This window comes from Amycolatopsis sp. NPDC043885, from assembly GCF_056435685.1.
Map to the genome: position 1 here is coordinate 1 of NZ_JBWKEA010000026.1, position 15,464 is coordinate 15,464.

The following is a 15,464-nucleotide window of genomic DNA, read 5'->3' on the forward strand; positions in this document are numbered from 1 at the left end:
ATCACCACACAAGCCCTGGTCACCACGCCGACAGGCCGGTCAGTGTCCGTGAGGTCCTGAAACATCAACTGTCCGACATGTCCTGAACTCAGACAGATCATTCTAACCGTCTATGCCGCTCACGACCCCGGCAAGAAGCGGACATCATGACATCAATCGGGCACGCAATCGGCGAAGACGGCCCGCGTGACAGGAAGTCGATCACGCCACGTTTGCCCTTCCCGCAAAGAGAACCCGAAACGCCACTCACGACCGGCTGTACCGATCAGCCCTTGCCGGAGCGGCGGTGCACCCGCGGCGAAACGGTGCCGTCAGCCAGACGGCGCGCCGTCAGCAGGAACGCGGTGTGCGCGACCATCCGGTGGTCCGGCCGCACCGCGAGGCTCACGACGTGCCAAGGCCGCATGAGGGTCTCCCACGATTCCGGCTCGGTCCAGCACTGCTGGTCCCGCAAGGCTTCCGTGATCCGCGAAAGCTGTGTGACCGTCGCCACATAGACCGTGAGCACGCCGCCCGGCACCAGATGCGCGGCGACCGTCTCCAGCTGGTCCCAAGGCGCCAGCATGTCGAGGACGACGCGGTCGACCTCGCCGGTGTGCGTCGACAGGTCCGCGACCGTCAGCGACCAGTTGTCCGGCTTGTGGCCGAAGAACTTCTCGACGTTCCGCTCGGCGTGTTCGGCGTGGTCGTCCCGGATCTCGTAGGACCGCACGGTCCCTTCCGAACCGACCGCCCGCAGCAGCGAACAGGTCAGCGCGCCGGAGCCGGCGCCCGCCTCGAGTACCCGCGCCCCCGGGAAGATGTCGCCCCACATCACGATCTGCGCGGCGTCCTTCGGGTAGATCACCTGCGCGCCACGCGGCATCGACAACACGTAGTCCGGCAGCAGCGGGCGAAGCGCCAGATAGTGGCTGCCGCCTGCCGAAGTGACGACCGATCCCTCCTGCGCACCGATCACGTCGTCATGCGCCAGCGCGCCGCGATGGGTGTGATATTGCTGTCCCTCGGCGAGGACCATGGTGTAGTGCCGCCCCTTGGAGTCGGTCAGCTGAACCCGGTCACCAACACGAAACGGCCCTCGGACCGACACTGAACCTCCATACGCGCGAACACAGATCGACGACCGATCCTCGCAGGTGGCCGCACCGCGCTACGCCGGGGGTCGGCTCCGGGTCATCGCGGCGCGCAGGTCTTCACGCCTGAGCACCCCCGCGGGCCTGCCTTCGTCGTCCACCACGAGGAACTGCCACGCGGCCGTTTCCCGCACCCGCTCGGCTATCTCCTCCCCCGACTCCGAGGAAAGCAGCACGGTGTCGGCACGGATCGGCTCCGCGGCCATCTCCGCGGGCGCGTGCGGCGACGTCCCGGCCAGCTGCGCGGCTGCCGTCTCGTCGAGCAGGCCCGCCGCGACGCCGTCGGCACGCACCAGGACCACCCCGCGGCCCGCCGATGCGGCCAGCGCGTCCGAGACGGGGCTTTCCGCCGGAAGCTGGAGAACGGGACGGACGAGTTCGCTCAGCCGCACACCTTCCGGCCACCCCCGGCGGGTTTCGGCGGCGAGTTCGCTTCGGGCGCCGAGGATCACGAACCACGCCGTCACGACGCAGACACCGAGCCGGAGCCAGCGGTCCTCGCTGCCCGCCGCCAGCCCCCACAGCGCCCAGACGAGCAGTCCGGCGGCGACGACACCGCCACCGACGACCGCTGCCCGCGTGCCCTTCTCACGGCGGCCGGTCGCCGCCCAGACCCCGGCGCGGACCAGCCTGCCGCCGTCGAGCGGAAGCCCGGGAAGGAGGTTGAAGATCCCGACGGCGAAGTTCGCGACGGCGCATTCGGCGATGAGCAGCCATGCCGCGCTTTCCGGTGGGACGGCGAACATGAGCAGACCGCAGAAACCGCCGAGCAGCAGGGAAACGATCGGTCCCGCGGCCGCGACGAGCCCTTCTTGCCTCGGCTCGCGGGGGGTCCTGGCGACCTCGGAGAGACCGCCGAGCAGGAACAGCCGCAGGCGCCGGACCGGGATCCCGAGCCGCAGCGCGACCAGGCAGTGCCCGAGTTCGTGCGCGAGCACGGAGAGTCCGAGAAGGACCGCGAACGCGGCCGCCAGCAGCCACGAGGTCAACGTCGTCGCGCCGGGCAGGATCCGCCCGACCAGCGGCGTGTAGAGCACCACGATGATCAGGGAGCCGATCCACCACGAAGGGGCCAGCAGCACGGGGATCCCGGATACCCGGAACAGCAGGAGCCCACCCTCTGGCGCCACGCCTCGTCGAGGCGGGCCCTGCTCACCCGTCACCGCCATGTGTCAGAGCGTAGATGCCCAGGTGTGGGGTGCCGGTAACCCGCCCTTCCCGTCCGGGTGGTGTCGGTCATGTCGCTCCGGTGCGTCGCGGCCCCGAAACTGTCGGTGCCCGGCGATACGCTCACCCCATGCCCGACACCGACACGGTCACCGCCGATCCGCCGCCCGGCGCCGAAGTCCCGCGCCGTCGGCCGGCCCTGTCCCCGTCGCGTGCCAGCGACTTCAAGCAGTGCCCGCTGCTCTACCGCTTCCGAGCGGTCGACAGACTGCCCGAGGTCCCGACGAAGGCCCAGCTGCGCGGCACGCTGGTGCATTCCGTGCTGGAGCGCCTGTTCTCCCTTCCCCAAGCCGATCGCACCCCGCCGCAGGCAAAGGAACTGCTCGCGCCGGCGTGGGAGGACCTGTCCGCGGAACGCCCGGAATGGATCGAGCTGTTCGACCAGGACGATCCCGAGGCCGTCACCTCGTGGCTCTCGTCGGCCGAGCAGCTCGTCGACACCTACTTCGGCCTCGAGGATCCGCGCCGTCTGGAGCCTGAGGCGTGCGAGCTGCACGTCGAGATCGAGCTCGGCTCCGGGGTGCTGCTTCGGGGCTACGTCGACAGGCTGGACGTCGCGCCGACCGGCGAGATCCGGGTCGTCGACTACAAGACCGGCGCCGCGCCGCGCGAGATCGGCGAGGCCAAGGCGATGTTCCAGATGAAGTTCTACGCCGTGGTCCTCTGGCGGCTTCGCGGTGTCGTGCCGCGCCAGCTGAAACTGATGTACCTCACCGACGGGCAGTCCCTCGCCTACACGCCGGACGAGGGTGAGCTGATCCGCTTCGAGCGCACACTGGAGGCGATCTGGCAGGCGATCCTCAAAGCGGGCAAGACCGGCGATTTCCGCCCCAATCCGAGCAAACTCTGCGCGTGGTGCGATCACCAGGCGCTCTGCCCGCAGTACGGCGGCACTCCCCCGCCGTATCCTGGCTGGCCAGAGCCGGATCCCGGCGAGGAGTCCGTATTGGACCGTGCTGATTAGAGTGCCCTTGTGACAGAAGCCTTCTACGTGCCGTCAGGTGACGGCGTCTTCCTCCCGACCCCGCACACCGCCGGCCCTTGGACCCCGGACGCGCAGCACTTCGGGCCACCCTCGGCGTTGCTGGTCCGCGCGCTCGAAGAGGTCGAGGCGACGCACGCGAGCCAGCTGGCACGGGTGACGATCGAGATCCTCGGGCCCGCGCCGCTGAAGGAGCTTTCGGTGCGGGCGTGGGTGGAGCGGCCGGGCCGCTCGGTCGAGTGGCTGGTGGCCGAACTCTCCCACGGTGAGCGGGTCGTCTCCCGTGCGTCGGCGTGGCGTATCGCGACCTCGGACACCACGGCGGTGGCCACCGCGGAAGGTCCGGCGCTGCCTTCGCCGGAGGGGCTGCCGACGTCCTCCTGGCCGGAGGGCTGGCACGGCGGGTACCTCGACGCCGTCGAGTGGCGGCGGGTCAAGGGCGCGCTCGACGCGGCTGGACCGGCGACCGTCTGGGGCCGCCAGCACGTCGCCCTCGTCGACGGGGAGAAACCCAGCCCGCTGCAGCGGCTGTTCGTCCTCGCGGACTCCGGCAACGGGATCTCGAACTTCCTCGACCCGCGTGTGTGGTGGTTCATCAACTCGGAGCTGACGGTGCACCTCCGCCGCCCACCGCTGGGCGACTGGATCGGCGTCGACGCGGCCACCCTGGTCGGCCCGAACGGAATCGGGACGGCGACCACCACGCTGCACGACGCCTCGGGCCCGGTCGCCTCCGGCGCCCAGGCTCTCCTGGTGCGACCGCGACAGGCGGGCTGACGTGGCAGCCGCACGGCCCTGACCAGCTGCACCGCAGGGCGCGGGCCCGCGCCCTGCGGGATGCTTCCGGTAGCGCGCGACCAAAACACCATCGGATAGACGCGCTTTCTCGGCGGGTTTCCAATAGCCTTCCCGGAACAAACAGACACAGGGAGCGCTTCGGCATGCAGATCACCTCGGTGGTCAACCAGAAAGGCGGGGTCGGCAAGACCTCACTCAGCGTGGGCGCGGCGGCCGCACTGGCCGAACGCGGCCGCCGGGTGCTGCTGATCGACCTCGACCCCCAGGGCCACGCGACCACCGAACTCCTCGGGCTCGACGAGGTGGCGCATGACATGCCCAGCCTGGCGAAAGCCCTGACCAAGGTATGGAAGGGGCCGATCGAGGAACTCGCCGTGCGGCATCCGCGCAGCAACCTCGGCCGGGGCGGCGCGTTCGACGTCATCCCGACCTCGCCGGGCATGTTCGACCTGATCCGGCGGCTGGACCAGTTCCGGGTGCCCGGCTGGCAGCTGGCCAGGGTCATCCAGTTCGCGAACTACGACCACATCATCATCGACTGCCCGCCCGCGCTCGACGTCCTGACCAACAACGCGCTCGCCGCTTCGCACGGGATCCTCGTGCCGGTGCAGCCGGACCGGACGAGCATCCGCGCGCTGCGCCTGCTCGCGGACCAGGTGCGTTACGTCGAACAGACCGTCGGCCGTCCGCCGATCGCCTACTACGGCCTCGTCCCCGGTCTGTACCGCCGCCCGATCTCGCACTACGCGGCGGCGGCGTTGCAGGAGTTGTACGCGTTCGGGATCCCGATGCTGTCGCACGTCCCACTCGGCGTCGTGATGAACGAGGCCGCCGCGCACGGCGTACCGGTGACGACCTACGCGCCGGAAACCTTGCAGGCGCTGTCGTTCCGGGAGATCGCGGCGACACTGGACGGCTATCTGCAGAACCATCCTGCCGCGGCGATCGTGCCCGCGGACGAGGAGTTCGTCTTCGAGGACTTCATCACCGAGGTGTCGGTGACCCGCAGTGCGAAGGACAACGGGGCACGCAAGAAGCTCTACGACCTGATGCCCAAGAAGCCGAACCGGCCCCGCTGACCAACGCCATGAAAGGTCCTTTCCTTGCAAATTTCGCGAGGAAAGGACCTTTCATGGCGTCTGTGACCGGGGTCAGAGGCGGCAGGCCCGGATGTCCGAAGCCAGCACGGCCTTGGCACCGGTCTCGGCGAGTTCGTCCATGATCCGGTTGACCTCCTTGCGCGGCACCATCGCCCGCACGGCCACCCAGTCTTCGTCCGCCAGCGGCGCGACGGTCGGGGACTCGAGACCCGGCGTGATCGCGATGGCCGCGTCGAGCAGCGAACGCGGGCAGTCGTAGTCCAGCATCATGTAGTGCTGCGCGAAGACGACTCCCTGCAGCCGTGCCTTCAGCTGGTCCTTCGGCCGAGTGTGCTCGGTGCCGGCCCGCTGCAGCAACACCGCCTCCGACACGCAGATCGGATCCCCGAAGGCCACGAGGTTGTGCTGGCGCAGCGAACGTCCGGACTCGACGACGTCCGCGATGGCGTCGGCGACGCCGAGCTGGATCGAGATCTCGACGGCGCCGTCGAGACGGATGACCTCCGCCTCCACCCCGTGCTGCTTCAGGTTCTCGCGCACGAGGCGCGGATACGACGTCGCGAGCCGCTTGCCCTGCAGGTCTCCGGCCTTCCACTCCCGGCCCGCGGGTGCGGCGTACCGGAAGGTGGAACCGCCGAAGCCGAGGCCGAGGATCTCCTCGACCGGGGCGCCGGAGTCGAGCGCGAGGTCGCGGCCGGTGATGCCGAGATCCAGCTCGCCGGACCCGACGTAGATCGCGATGTCCTTGGGACGCAAGAAGAAGAACTCGACCTCGTTGACGGTGTCCAGCACGGTCAGGTCGCGGGCCTCATGTCGCCTGCGGTAGCCGGCCTCTCCGAGCATCTCCGACGCGGCGGCGGCGAGGGCTCCCTTGTTCGGCACGGCGACACGCAGCATTGCTTCTCCTTGGTTCTCCGGACGCGAACGCGTCACAGGTACCGGTACACGTCCTCTGTCGACAGTCCTCGGCCGAGCATGAGCACCTGCACGCGGTACAGCAGCTGTGAGATCTCCTCGGCGAGCCTGTCGTCGGATTCGTGCTCGGCGGCGATCCACACCTCACCCGCCTCTTCGAGCACCTTCTTGCCCTGCGCGTGCACTCCCGCGTCGAGCGCGGCGACGGTGCCGGAACCGTCGGGCCGCGTGCGGGCGCGGTCGGCAAGCTCGGCGAACAGCTCATCGAAGGTCTTCACAGTCTGGAGATCCTTCCATCCGCGCCCGCACCGCGCTGCCCCGGGCCGGTGTGGTGCCGGTCGCGTCACACTTCAGAACAGCGCCGCGCCGCCCCGCTCGAAGTCGAGCAGGTGCCGCTTCCGTTCGACGCCACCGCCGTATCCGGTGAGATCGCCGTTGGAACCGATCACCCGATGGCACGGCACGATGATGCTGATCGGGTTCTTCCCGTTCGCGAGACCGACCGCGCGCGACGCGGTGGGCCTGCCGAGCCGGTCGGCGAGCTGACCGTAGGAGACCGTCTCGCCATACGGGATCCCGAGCAGCCCTTCCCAGACCATCCGCTGGAATTCGGTGCCCCCGAAGCTCAGTGGGAGATCGAATTCCTTCCGCTGGCCGGCGAAGTACTCCTTCAGCTGTTTTTCGGTGTCCACGAAGATCGGCGAGCCCGGATCCGGATGGCCGAACGTCTCCTCGGCCGGGCGATGCCGCTGCTGGACCATGTACACCCCGCAGAGGCTTTCGCCGTCCGCGACCAGGGTCAGCTTGTCGTACGGGCTGTCGATGACGGTGTGCGTGCGCATGGCGCTCCTCGAAATTCAGGCGGCGGGCAGCCGGTTGATCGGGTGATCTCCGGTCGCCCAGAGGTGTTGGACGGCGTAGGCGCGCCACGGGCGCCAGCGTTCGGCGTGCGCGGCGAACGCGGACGGGCCGAGTCCGAGACCCTTCGCGGCGACCTTGACGCCGAGGTCGGTCGGCAGGAAGGCGTCCGGATCGCCGAGCGAGCGCATCGCGATGCTCTCGACGGTCCACGGGCCGAAACCGGGCAGCGCGTGCAGCCGCTCGCGGGCTCGCTGCCAGTCACTTCCCGCGCCGAGGTCGAGGTCGCCGTCGTTCAGTTCGGCCACGAGACCGAGCAGGGTCCGCTTGCGGCTCTGCGGCATCGCGAGGCTCTCCGGGTCGATGTCCGCCAGCGCGGCGGCGTCCGGGAAGACATGTGTGAGGCCGCCGTCCGGGTCGTCGATGGGGGCACCGTGCGCGAGGACCAGCCGGGCCGCGTGGGTGCGGGCCGCGGCGGTGGACACCTGCTGGCCCAGGACGGCGCGGACGGCGAACTCGTCACCGTCGACCGTCCTCGGCACCCGCCTGCCCGGCGCGGCGGCAACGAGTGGCTCGAGCAGCGGGTCCGCCGCCAGCGCCTCGTCGACCGCGATCGGGTCGGCGTCGAGGTCGAGCAGGCGGCGGCAACGGCTGATCGCGGTCGAGAGGTCTCGCAGGTCAGAGACTGTGAGACGGCAGCCGATGTAGCCGTCCTCCGGCTTGAGCGCGACGATGGCGGGACCGTGCGGGAGCCTCAGCGTCCGGCGGTACGCGCCGTCGCGCCATTCTTCGACGCCGGGGACGCCTGTCGCGACCAGATGCCCGAAGAGGTTGTCCGGGAACAACGGCTTCCGGTACGGCAAGCGCAGGCTCAGCGTGCCAGGTGCGGTGGCCGGCGCCGTGCGGACGCGAGCCCGCAGCTCCGTCGGGGACAGGGCGAAGACCTCTCGCACTGTGTCGTTGAAGGTCCGGACGCTGCCGAAGCCCGCGGCGAGGGCGACGTCGATCATCGACAGGCCGGTCGTCTCGATCAGCAGCCGTGCCGTCTGCGCCCGCTGCGCGCGGGCGAGGCTGAGCGGGCCGGCACCGAGTTCGGCGCGCACATGCCGCTCCACCTGCCGGACGCTGTAGCCCAGCCGGGCGGCCAGCCCGCTCACTCCGTGGGTGTCGACGACGCCGTCGGCGATCAGCCGCATCGCCCTGGCCACCAGGTCCGCGCGCTCGTTCCACTGCGGCGAACCCGGGCTCGCGTCCGGACGGCATCGCTTGCAGGCGCGGAACCCGGCCTCCTGCGCGGCGGCCGCGCTCGGGTAGAAGCTCATGTTCTCCGGTTTGGGCGGGACGACCGGGCAACTCGCCCGGCAGTAGATCCGCGTCGTCAGCACCGCGGTGAAGAACCAGCCGTCGAACCGGGCGTCCTTCGACTGGACCGCCCGGACGCAGCGCTCGAAATCCTCATGCACCCGGCAAGCATCACCGACCGCACGGGGCTGGGTCTAGCGGAAATGCGACATGGCGGTCAAGGCAGGAGCGCGGTCAGCGCCGACACGTCGAGACCCACCAGCGACGAACGGAACACGCGCCGTTCACCCGGCTCGACCTCGACGTCGTTCGGGATCACCACCACCGTGCAGCCCGCGGCGGCCGCCGAAGCCGCGCCCGGCGGGGAATCCTCGATCGCGACACACCGGGAAGCCGGGACTCCCAGCAACTCCGCGGCCAGCTGGTACGGCCTGGCGTTCGGCTTGTTCAGACCATCGACCTCGTCGCCGCAGACCGTGGCGGCGAAGTGCTCGCGGCCGATGGTGTTGAGCGCGAGCTCGGTCAGCGACCGTTCGGTGGAGGTGACCAGCGCCATCGGGACACCGTTGGCGCGCAACAGTTCGAGCAGCTCCTGCGCGCCGGGGCGCCACGGGAGCGGGCCGTCGAACAGATTGGCCGTGCGGCGGCGGATCCACTCCCCCATCTCCGCGATCGACTCGGGCGTGACGGGCCTGGCGCACACTTCGAGGAGGAAGGCGGCCGTGTCGTCCATATTGGACCCGACGAGACTCAGGCGCTGCTCCTCGGCCAAGGTGCCGCCGAGGCTTTCGACGGCCTCGTAGAGCGCGACGTCCCACAGCTTCTCCGAGTCGACCAGCGTGCCGTCCATGTCCCACAGCACGGCGGCGAGTCCGTCCAGTGTGGACGGTTCGGTCACGGTTCCCCCTCATGATCGGATGGACCTTCCGGGACCCACGGTAGCCGAGACGGATTCACGTCGGCGGCGAGGCCACTGCCCGAAATGTCGCGTTACGTCGGCTCCGCACGGTTCGCCCCGGCGAAACGCCACCGGACATGCCCAACGCCGCACGGCCCCCTGGTCGTAGGCTGGTCCGGTGAGTGAGCCCGTCGACGAGACCCAGCGGCCCGGCCGCGACCACCCGGATGACAGCAAGCCGATCATGATCGTCGCCTTCGAAGGATGGAACGACGCAGGTGACGCGGCCAGCCGGGCGGTCGAGCATCTCCAGCTCAACTGGGATGCGACACCGCTGAGCGAGCTGAGTCCTGACGAGTACTACGACTTCCAGGTCAGCAGACCGACCGTACGCATGGTGGACGGCGTCACCCGAAGGGTCGACTGGCCGACCACGCGGCTCTCGGTGTGCCGCCCGGAGGGCTTCAGCCGCGACATCGTGCTGGTCCAGGGCCCCGAACCGAATATGCGCTGGCGCGCCTTCTGCGCCGAACTGCTCGAGCACATCCAGCAACTGGAAGTCGCCACGGTAGTCACCCTCGGCGCGCTCCTGGCCGACACCGCGCACACCCGCCCTGTCCCGGTCACCGGGACGGCGTACGACAAGGACACCGCTTCGCAGTTCGGCCTGGAGCTGAACAACTACCAGGGGCCGACCGGCATCGTCGGGGTCCTGCAGGACTACTGCGTGCAGGCGGGCGTCCCGGCGGTGTCGATCTGGGCGGCCGTGCCGCACTACGTCTCGCATCCGCCGTCGCCCAAGGCCACGCTGGCGCTGCTGCACAAGCTCGAGGACGTCCTCGACGTCGAGATCCCGCTCGGCGCCCTGCCCGAGCAGGCCGAGGAGTGGCAGCGGACGGTCACCGAGATGGCCGAGGAGGACGAGGAGATCAGCGAGTACGTCCGGGGGCTCGAGGAGCGCGGTGACGCGGAGACCGAGTTCACGCTGGACGACGTGAGCGGGGACAAGATCGCGGCCGAGTTCGAGCGGTACCTGCGGCGGCGCCGTCCCGGCCAGGACGGTCCCGGACGCGGCTGAACTCCCGGCCACGGACTCCGAGTGAGCAAGGGACACCGGTACTGAGTTGGTCACGCCTCGTGAGTGGTAAGGACGGTTCTAACCGTCCTTACCACTCACGAGGCGTCAGAAGATGCGCCGCAGCGGGATCGGCCCCCGCGACCGCTTCCGCCACTCACGCGGATAGCCGAGCGAAACCTCTTCGAACCGCACACCGTCCGCTTCCGTGGAGCGCGGGATGTGCAGGTGCCCGTAGACGGCGACCTCCGCCCGGAAGCGCTGGTGCCAGTCCTCGGTCTCCGTCGTCCCGCACCACAGCGCGAACTCCGGGAAGTACAGCGGCTCGGTCGGGTGGCGGTGCAGCGGCCAGTGCGACATGAGGATCGTCCCGTGGTCCTCGGGGATCGCCTCCAGCCGTTCCGTGCTGATCTTCACCCGGTCGGCGCACCACGCCTGCCTGCTGGGATACGGGTCCGGATGCAGGAAGAACTCGTCCGTGCACAGCACGCCGGCCTCCCTTGCCTGCTCGATGGCCGCCAGCATCGGCAGGCCGTCGGCCGCGGGGGTGCGCCAGCTGTAGTCGTAGAGCACGAACAGCGGGGCGATCGTCAGCGGCTTCTCCTGGTGTTCCCACACCGGGTACGGATCCTCCGGAGTGAGGACGTCGATCTCGCGGCAGCGCTCGACCAAGTGCTCGTAGCGCGCCTGTCCCCGCAGCTGGCATTCATCCTTCTGGGTGGTCCACAGCTCGTGGTTTCCGGGCACCCAGACGACCTTCGCGAAGCGTTCACGCAAGGTCCTGAGCACCCCGATCACGGATTCGGCGCGTTCGGCGACGTCACCGGCCACGAGCAGCCAGTCGTCGGGGGTCCTGGGGACGACCTCGTCTACGAGCGGGGCGTTGCCCTCATGGGTGACGTGGAGGTCGCTGGTGGCGAAGAGATGCGGCACTCCACCACCGTAGCTTCACCCGGACCGGGGAACCGCCGGAATCGGGTCACGGCGCACCTTGCCCGACGCCGACACGCCCAGTACGACCAACGCCGAGACGGTGTGCAGGCCCGCCTGGACGTTGAGCAGGACACCGGAGCCCAGCACGTCGAGCAGGCCGCCCGTCAACAGCGCGCCCAGTGCCGTGAACCCCGCCGTCCCGGCGAAGACGGTGCTCAGCACACGGCCGGAGCGCTCGGGGGACGCGGCGGTCTGGACCAGCGAGAGCAGACCGGAGCCGGCGAGCACTCCAGGGGCGCCGACCAGGCCGAAGAGCCCGACGAAGACACCCAGCGGCAGCGACACCGTGAGGGCCGGCAGGTTCCAGATCACCGCCGACAGCAGGCCGAGCGCCAGGCCGCCCCAGCCGAGCAGAGCCACGGGCGCGACCCTGCGGGCGACGGTGGCGACGGCGAATCCCGCGGCCAGCCCACCGAGGGCCTGCACGCCGCGCAGCAGGCCGACATCGCCTTCGGTGCCGTCGAGGATGTCGAGCACGAACACCACGAACAGCACCAGGAACATCCCCTGCGCCAGGGACGTCAGCACCACGACGACACCGGCGAGGCGAAGGCGCCCTTCGCGGGCGATCTCGCGAAGCCCGTCGATCCAGGCTCGCACCACCGGTTCGTGCGGTCCAGCCGCTTTCGGCGCGGCGACACGGGCAAACGGGCGCGCCAGCAGGGCCGAGCCGATCACGAGCACGCCGAGATAGGCCACCACGACCCAGCCAAGGCCGCCGAATCCGAGCAGGAGACCACCCGCCCAGCCGCCGGCAAGACGAGCGACGCTGCCGTTGATGCTCATCAGACCGTTGGCACCGATCAGCTCGCCGGGGGCGACCAGTTCGGGCACGAGCGCGTTGCGGGCGGGTTCGAACAACGAGGCCAGACCCGCCTGCGCGGCCATCACCCCGTAGATCACGAACACCGGGCCACCGGACGCGGCGAACAGCAGCGGCAGCGCCACGAACGCCTGTCCCGCGCACACCACGCACAGCACCAGCCGCCGGTTCCACCGGTCCGCGATCACGCCGGCGACCGGGCTCAGCAGCACCGCGGGCACCAGGCCGAGGACGATGCTCAACGCCGTGGTGGCCGCCGAACCGGTCGCCTGGAAGACGAACACCGGCAACGCGATCTGCAGCATCCACTCGGCGGTCTCGGAGAAGAAGGCCGCGATCCACAACCGCGCGAAGGCGGGTTCTCTCAACGGTTTCATCTGCTCGGCTTCCCCTCTGCGTCGATGCGCAAGAACGCCCGCAGTCCCAAGTGGACCGGAAGGGCTTCCGCGGGAGCGTCTTCACGGATCGACCCGACGTAGGGCCGCACGAGCGCGTCGATTCCCCGGACCAGTTCGTCCAGCTCGCCCGCGGTCACCCGCAGCGAGTAGTTGTTGATCCCCGACGCGTCCCGCCATTCCTCGTCGAGCCGGTCGGCGGCGTCGAGATAGCGCTCGGTCAGCTCCTTCTCCCGCGCGAGGGTGGTGCCGACGACCGCCAGTTGCGCGCCGCGCAGCTCCGGGTCGTCGCCGAACTCGATGCCGACCTGGCACGCCCGCCACGGCCGCTCCCGCCCGTCCTCCCCTTCGACCCGCTCCACGAGACCGTGCTGCGCCAGCTGACGGAGATGCCAGCTGCAGTTCGAGGCCGTCGAGCCGACGGCCTCCGCGCACTCGCTCGCGGTCCGCGGACCGACCGCCATGAGGTGGTCCACCAGCGCCGAACGCAGCGGATGCGCCAGCGCCCGCATCAGCTCGACGTCTTCGATCCGCTTGCGCGGCGGTAACCCGGTCATCGGCCCAGCCAATCTGAAAGAAGTCTTTCGAAATTTCTCTTTCAGATTCACAGGTGGCCGACCGGATGTCAAGGCGCCCCGGATACCCTTGCCGGGACAGTTGCTGCACGATGCAGTCACTGCATGACTCAACGACTTAACAAGGAAGCACATGCCTGACCAGCGCGAACTCGCCACCGCGGCGGCTCTGGAGATCCCCCGGTTCGTCAGCGCGACCGTCCTGTTCCAGACGGCCATGGCGGAGCGACTCGGGATCAGCGCCACCGAGCTGCACGGCCTCCAGCTGGTCATCAGCGGTGCCGCGACCTCGCCGACCGGGCTGGCACGGGCCCTCGGCATGACCACCGGCGCGGTGACCCGGATGCTCGACCGCATGGAGGAGCGACGCCTGGTCGAACGCGTCCCCGACCCGGCCGACCGGCGCCGCCTCGCGATCCGCCCACTACCCGACCGGCTCGACGATGTCGCCGACCTCTACTCCCCCATGGCCCGCTTCTTCGGCGACCGCCTCGGCAGACTTGACCGGCGCCAGCTCACCGCGCTTCTCGGCGTCATGACCGACGGGCGCGCGTTCGCCGAACAGGAGGCCGCTCGCCTGCGCTCCGAAAAGGGGGTTGACTAACGCTACACGGGTTGCGTTAGACTGCTCGCATCATGGACAACTGACATCGCACCTTCCCGCTCCGAGGCGGCTTCGGTCGAGCACCGCTCCCGTAAGCCATGAGGCCCGGCGGGGATCCCTCATGTCCGAGAACACGGTGATGTCGTATGTCTCTTTCCCTGATCGCCAAGGACCTCGTCCATTCCTACGGTGCCCGCGTCGTCCTCGACGGCGTCAACCTGACCGCTTCGGCGGGACAGCGGCTCGGACTGGTCGGCGAGAACGGCGTCGGCAAGTCCACGCTCCTGCGGTTGCTGGCCGGGGTCGAAGAGCCGCAGAGCGGTGAGGTGCTGCGAGGTGACGATCTCGGGTTCCTCTTGCAGGAGCTGCCTTTCCCGCTCACCGCGCGGTTCTCCGACGTCATCGACGACGCGCTCGCCGAGATCCGGCGAGCGTCGGCGAGGCTCGACGAGCTGACCGCGGCGCTGGCTCGGCAGCCGGACGACGCCGCCGTGCTCGACGAGTACGGCACCGTCCTGGAATGGGCCCAGGCACACGACCTGTGGGACGCCGACCGGCGTGCCGAGGTCGTGTGCGCGGGTCTCGGGCTCGCCGGGATCGACCCGGCGCGCGAACTGGGCACCCTGTCGGGCGGGCAACGGTCGAGGCTCGGCCTCGCGGCGTTGCTGATCCGGCGACCGGGCACGCTCGTCCTGGACGAGCCGACGAACCACCTCGACGACGCCGCGATGGAGTTCCTGGAGCAGCATCTCGCCTCGCTGACCGGTGTCCTCGTGCTGTCGTCGCACGATCGCGTGTTCCTCGACGCGGTGTGCACCGACATCGTCGACCTCGACCCGGCCCTGGGCGGACCGACCCGGTACGGCGGCACGTATTCCGACTACCTGGACCAGAAACGGGCCGAACGGGCGCGCTGGGAGCAGCGCTACGCCGAGGAACAGGACGAGCTCAAGGAACTGCGTGAGTCGGTGGCCGTCACCGCGCGCAACGTCGCGCACAACCGGCCGCAGCGCGACAACGCCAAGATGCTCTACGACTTCAAGACCGGGAGGGTGCAGAAGCAGATCTCACGCCGAGTCCGCAACGCCCAGCTGCGGCTGGCCGAACTGGAACGCGACCAGGTGCGGAAACCGCCCGCGCCGCTGCGGTTCCAGGGCGAGCTGACCGGCGAACCCGGAGAGGGCAAGACGGCGATCTCCGTACGGGACATCGAGATCGCCGGACGGTTGCGGCTGGCGACCTTGGACGTCACCACGACGTCGAGGCTCCTGATCACCGGCGGGAACGGCGCCGGGAAGTCGACGCTGCTGTCCGTCCTCGCCGGCTCGCTGACACCCGACTCCGGCACCGTCCTTTCCGGACGCGGCGTGCGGATCGGCATGCTGGCTCAGGACGTCGCGTTCGCCGAGCCGGAGAAGACCGCGCAGCGGACCTACGCCGAAGCCCTCGGCGAGGACGCTCCCCCGTTGCGCGGCCTGGGATTGCTGGCCCCGCGCGATCTCGGGACCCGGGTGGGCGCGTTGTCGGTCGGGCAGCGGCGGCGGCTCGCGCTGGCATTGCTGATCGCCGACCCGCCGGAGGTGCTCCTGCTGGACGAGCCGACGAACCACATCTCGCTCACCTTGGCCGAGGAGTTGTTCACCGCGCTCGATTCCGCGCCGGGTGCCGTCGTCATCGCGTCGCATGACCGGTGGCTGCGGCGCGATTGGGCGGGTGACCACCTCCGGTTGGAAGCCGGGCGCGTCGCCGTGTAGGGCGTTATACACACTGCCGGGGCGGGAACTTC

At 69.7% G+C, this 15,464-nt stretch carries 16 protein-coding genes; 6 read left to right on the plus strand and 10 right to left on the minus strand.

The window, feature by feature from the left end; all coding sequences use genetic code 11:
* Window positions 1-265: 265 nt before the first annotated feature.
* Window positions 266-1,090, minus strand: coding sequence for a tRNA (adenine-N1)-methyltransferase (locus AC069I_RS41215; RefSeq protein ID WP_276370645.1), 825 nt, complete (start codon window positions 1,088-1,090; stop codon window positions 266-268).
* Between the two features lie 60 nt (window positions 1,091-1,150).
* A complete protein-coding gene (locus AC069I_RS41220) occupies window positions 1,151-2,302 on the minus strand; it encodes a M50 family metallopeptidase (protein WP_340681806.1) in 1,152 nt (383 codons plus the stop codon).
* A 128-nt stretch (window positions 2,303-2,430) separates the two neighbouring features.
* Here AC069I_RS41220 and AC069I_RS41225 point away from each other — a divergent pair, with 128 nt between their 5' ends.
* The 3 genes from AC069I_RS41225 to AC069I_RS41235 all read left to right on the plus strand — a co-directional run bounded on the left by AC069I_RS41225 (window position 2,431) and on the right by AC069I_RS41235 (window position 5,219).
* Window positions 2,431-3,324, plus strand: coding sequence for a RecB family exonuclease (locus tag AC069I_RS41225; RefSeq protein WP_340681807.1), 894 nt, complete (start codon window positions 2,431-2,433; stop codon window positions 3,322-3,324).
* A 9-nt stretch (window positions 3,325-3,333) separates the two neighbouring features.
* Window positions 3,334-4,119 carry a thioesterase family protein gene (locus AC069I_RS41230; RefSeq protein WP_478267787.1) on the plus strand — a complete coding sequence of 262 codons (786 nt, stop codon included), beginning with the start codon at window positions 3,334-3,336 and terminating at the stop codon, window positions 4,117-4,119.
* Window positions 4,120-4,283: 164 nt separating this feature from the next.
* Window positions 4,284-5,219 carry a ParA family protein gene (locus AC069I_RS41235; RefSeq protein ID WP_034306615.1) on the plus strand — a complete coding sequence of 312 codons (936 nt, stop codon included), beginning with the start codon at window positions 4,284-4,286 and terminating at the stop codon, window positions 5,217-5,219.
* A 72-nt stretch (window positions 5,220-5,291) separates the two neighbouring features.
* Here AC069I_RS41235 and hisG read toward each other — a convergent pair whose 3' ends face one another.
* The 5 genes from hisG to AC069I_RS41260 form a co-directional block, all read right to left on the minus strand.
* The gene (hisG, locus tag AC069I_RS41240; protein WP_478232653.1) at window positions 5,292-6,137 is read right to left on the minus strand and encodes an ATP phosphoribosyltransferase; all 846 of its coding nucleotides are present in this window, start codon (window positions 6,135-6,137) and stop codon (window positions 5,292-5,294) included.
* Window positions 6,138-6,169: 32 nt separating this feature from the next.
* Window positions 6,170-6,433, minus strand: a complete 264-nt coding sequence (locus AC069I_RS41245) for a phosphoribosyl-ATP diphosphatase (protein WP_034306611.1) — start codon at window positions 6,431-6,433, stop codon at window positions 6,170-6,172.
* Window positions 6,434-6,505: 72 nt separating this feature from the next.
* On the minus strand, window positions 6,506-6,997 hold the full coding sequence (locus AC069I_RS41250; protein WP_340682101.1) for a methylated-DNA--[protein]-cysteine S-methyltransferase: 492 nt from the start codon (window positions 6,995-6,997) through the stop codon (window positions 6,506-6,508).
* A gap of 15 nt (window positions 6,998-7,012) precedes the next feature.
* A complete protein-coding gene (locus AC069I_RS41255; protein ID WP_478228326.1) occupies window positions 7,013-8,476 on the minus strand; it encodes an AlkA N-terminal domain-containing protein in 1,464 nt (487 codons plus the stop codon).
* Window positions 8,477-8,532: 56 nt separating this feature from the next.
* Window positions 8,533-9,213, minus strand: a complete 681-nt coding sequence (locus tag AC069I_RS41260; RefSeq protein ID WP_478228325.1) for an HAD family hydrolase — start codon at window positions 9,211-9,213, stop codon at window positions 8,533-8,535.
* A 178-nt stretch (window positions 9,214-9,391) separates the two neighbouring features.
* Between AC069I_RS41260 and AC069I_RS41265 the strand changes: the two genes are divergently transcribed.
* Window positions 9,392-10,291, plus strand: a complete 900-nt coding sequence (locus tag AC069I_RS41265; protein ID WP_126732014.1) for a PAC2 family protein — start codon at window positions 9,392-9,394, stop codon at window positions 10,289-10,291.
* Window positions 10,292-10,396: 105 nt separating this feature from the next.
* On the opposite strand, the gene AC069I_RS41270 is transcribed toward AC069I_RS41265, so the two are convergent.
* From AC069I_RS41270 to AC069I_RS41280, 3 genes are read right to left on the minus strand one after another with little or no spacing between them, the layout of a single operon-like run.
* The gene (locus tag AC069I_RS41270) at window positions 10,397-11,221 is read right to left on the minus strand and encodes a metallophosphoesterase family protein (RefSeq protein WP_378444121.1); all 825 of its coding nucleotides are present in this window, start codon (window positions 11,219-11,221) and stop codon (window positions 10,397-10,399) included.
* Window positions 11,222-11,236: 15 nt separating this feature from the next.
* The gene (locus AC069I_RS41275) at window positions 11,237-12,481 is read right to left on the minus strand and encodes an MFS transporter (RefSeq protein ID WP_478228324.1); all 1,245 of its coding nucleotides are present in this window, start codon (window positions 12,479-12,481) and stop codon (window positions 11,237-11,239) included.
* Window positions 12,478-13,056 carry an ArsR/SmtB family transcription factor gene (locus tag AC069I_RS41280; RefSeq protein WP_478228323.1) on the minus strand — a complete coding sequence of 193 codons (579 nt, stop codon included), beginning with the start codon at window positions 13,054-13,056 and terminating at the stop codon, window positions 12,478-12,480. The genes AC069I_RS41275 and AC069I_RS41280 overlap by 4 nt, the downstream gene beginning before the upstream one ends.
* Window positions 13,057-13,207: 151 nt before the next feature.
* Here AC069I_RS41280 and AC069I_RS41285 point away from each other — a divergent pair, with 151 nt between their 5' ends.
* Window positions 13,208-13,678: a MarR family winged helix-turn-helix transcriptional regulator gene (locus AC069I_RS41285; protein ID WP_478228322.1), complete on the plus strand. Its 471-nt coding sequence runs from the start codon at window positions 13,208-13,210 to the stop codon at window positions 13,676-13,678.
* A 146-nt stretch (window positions 13,679-13,824) separates the two neighbouring features.
* Complete coding sequence (locus tag AC069I_RS41290; protein ID WP_478267788.1) at window positions 13,825-15,432, plus strand: ABC-F family ATP-binding cassette domain-containing protein; 1,608 nt, start codon at window positions 13,825-13,827, stop codon at window positions 15,430-15,432.
* Window positions 15,433-15,464 lie beyond the last annotated feature (32 nt).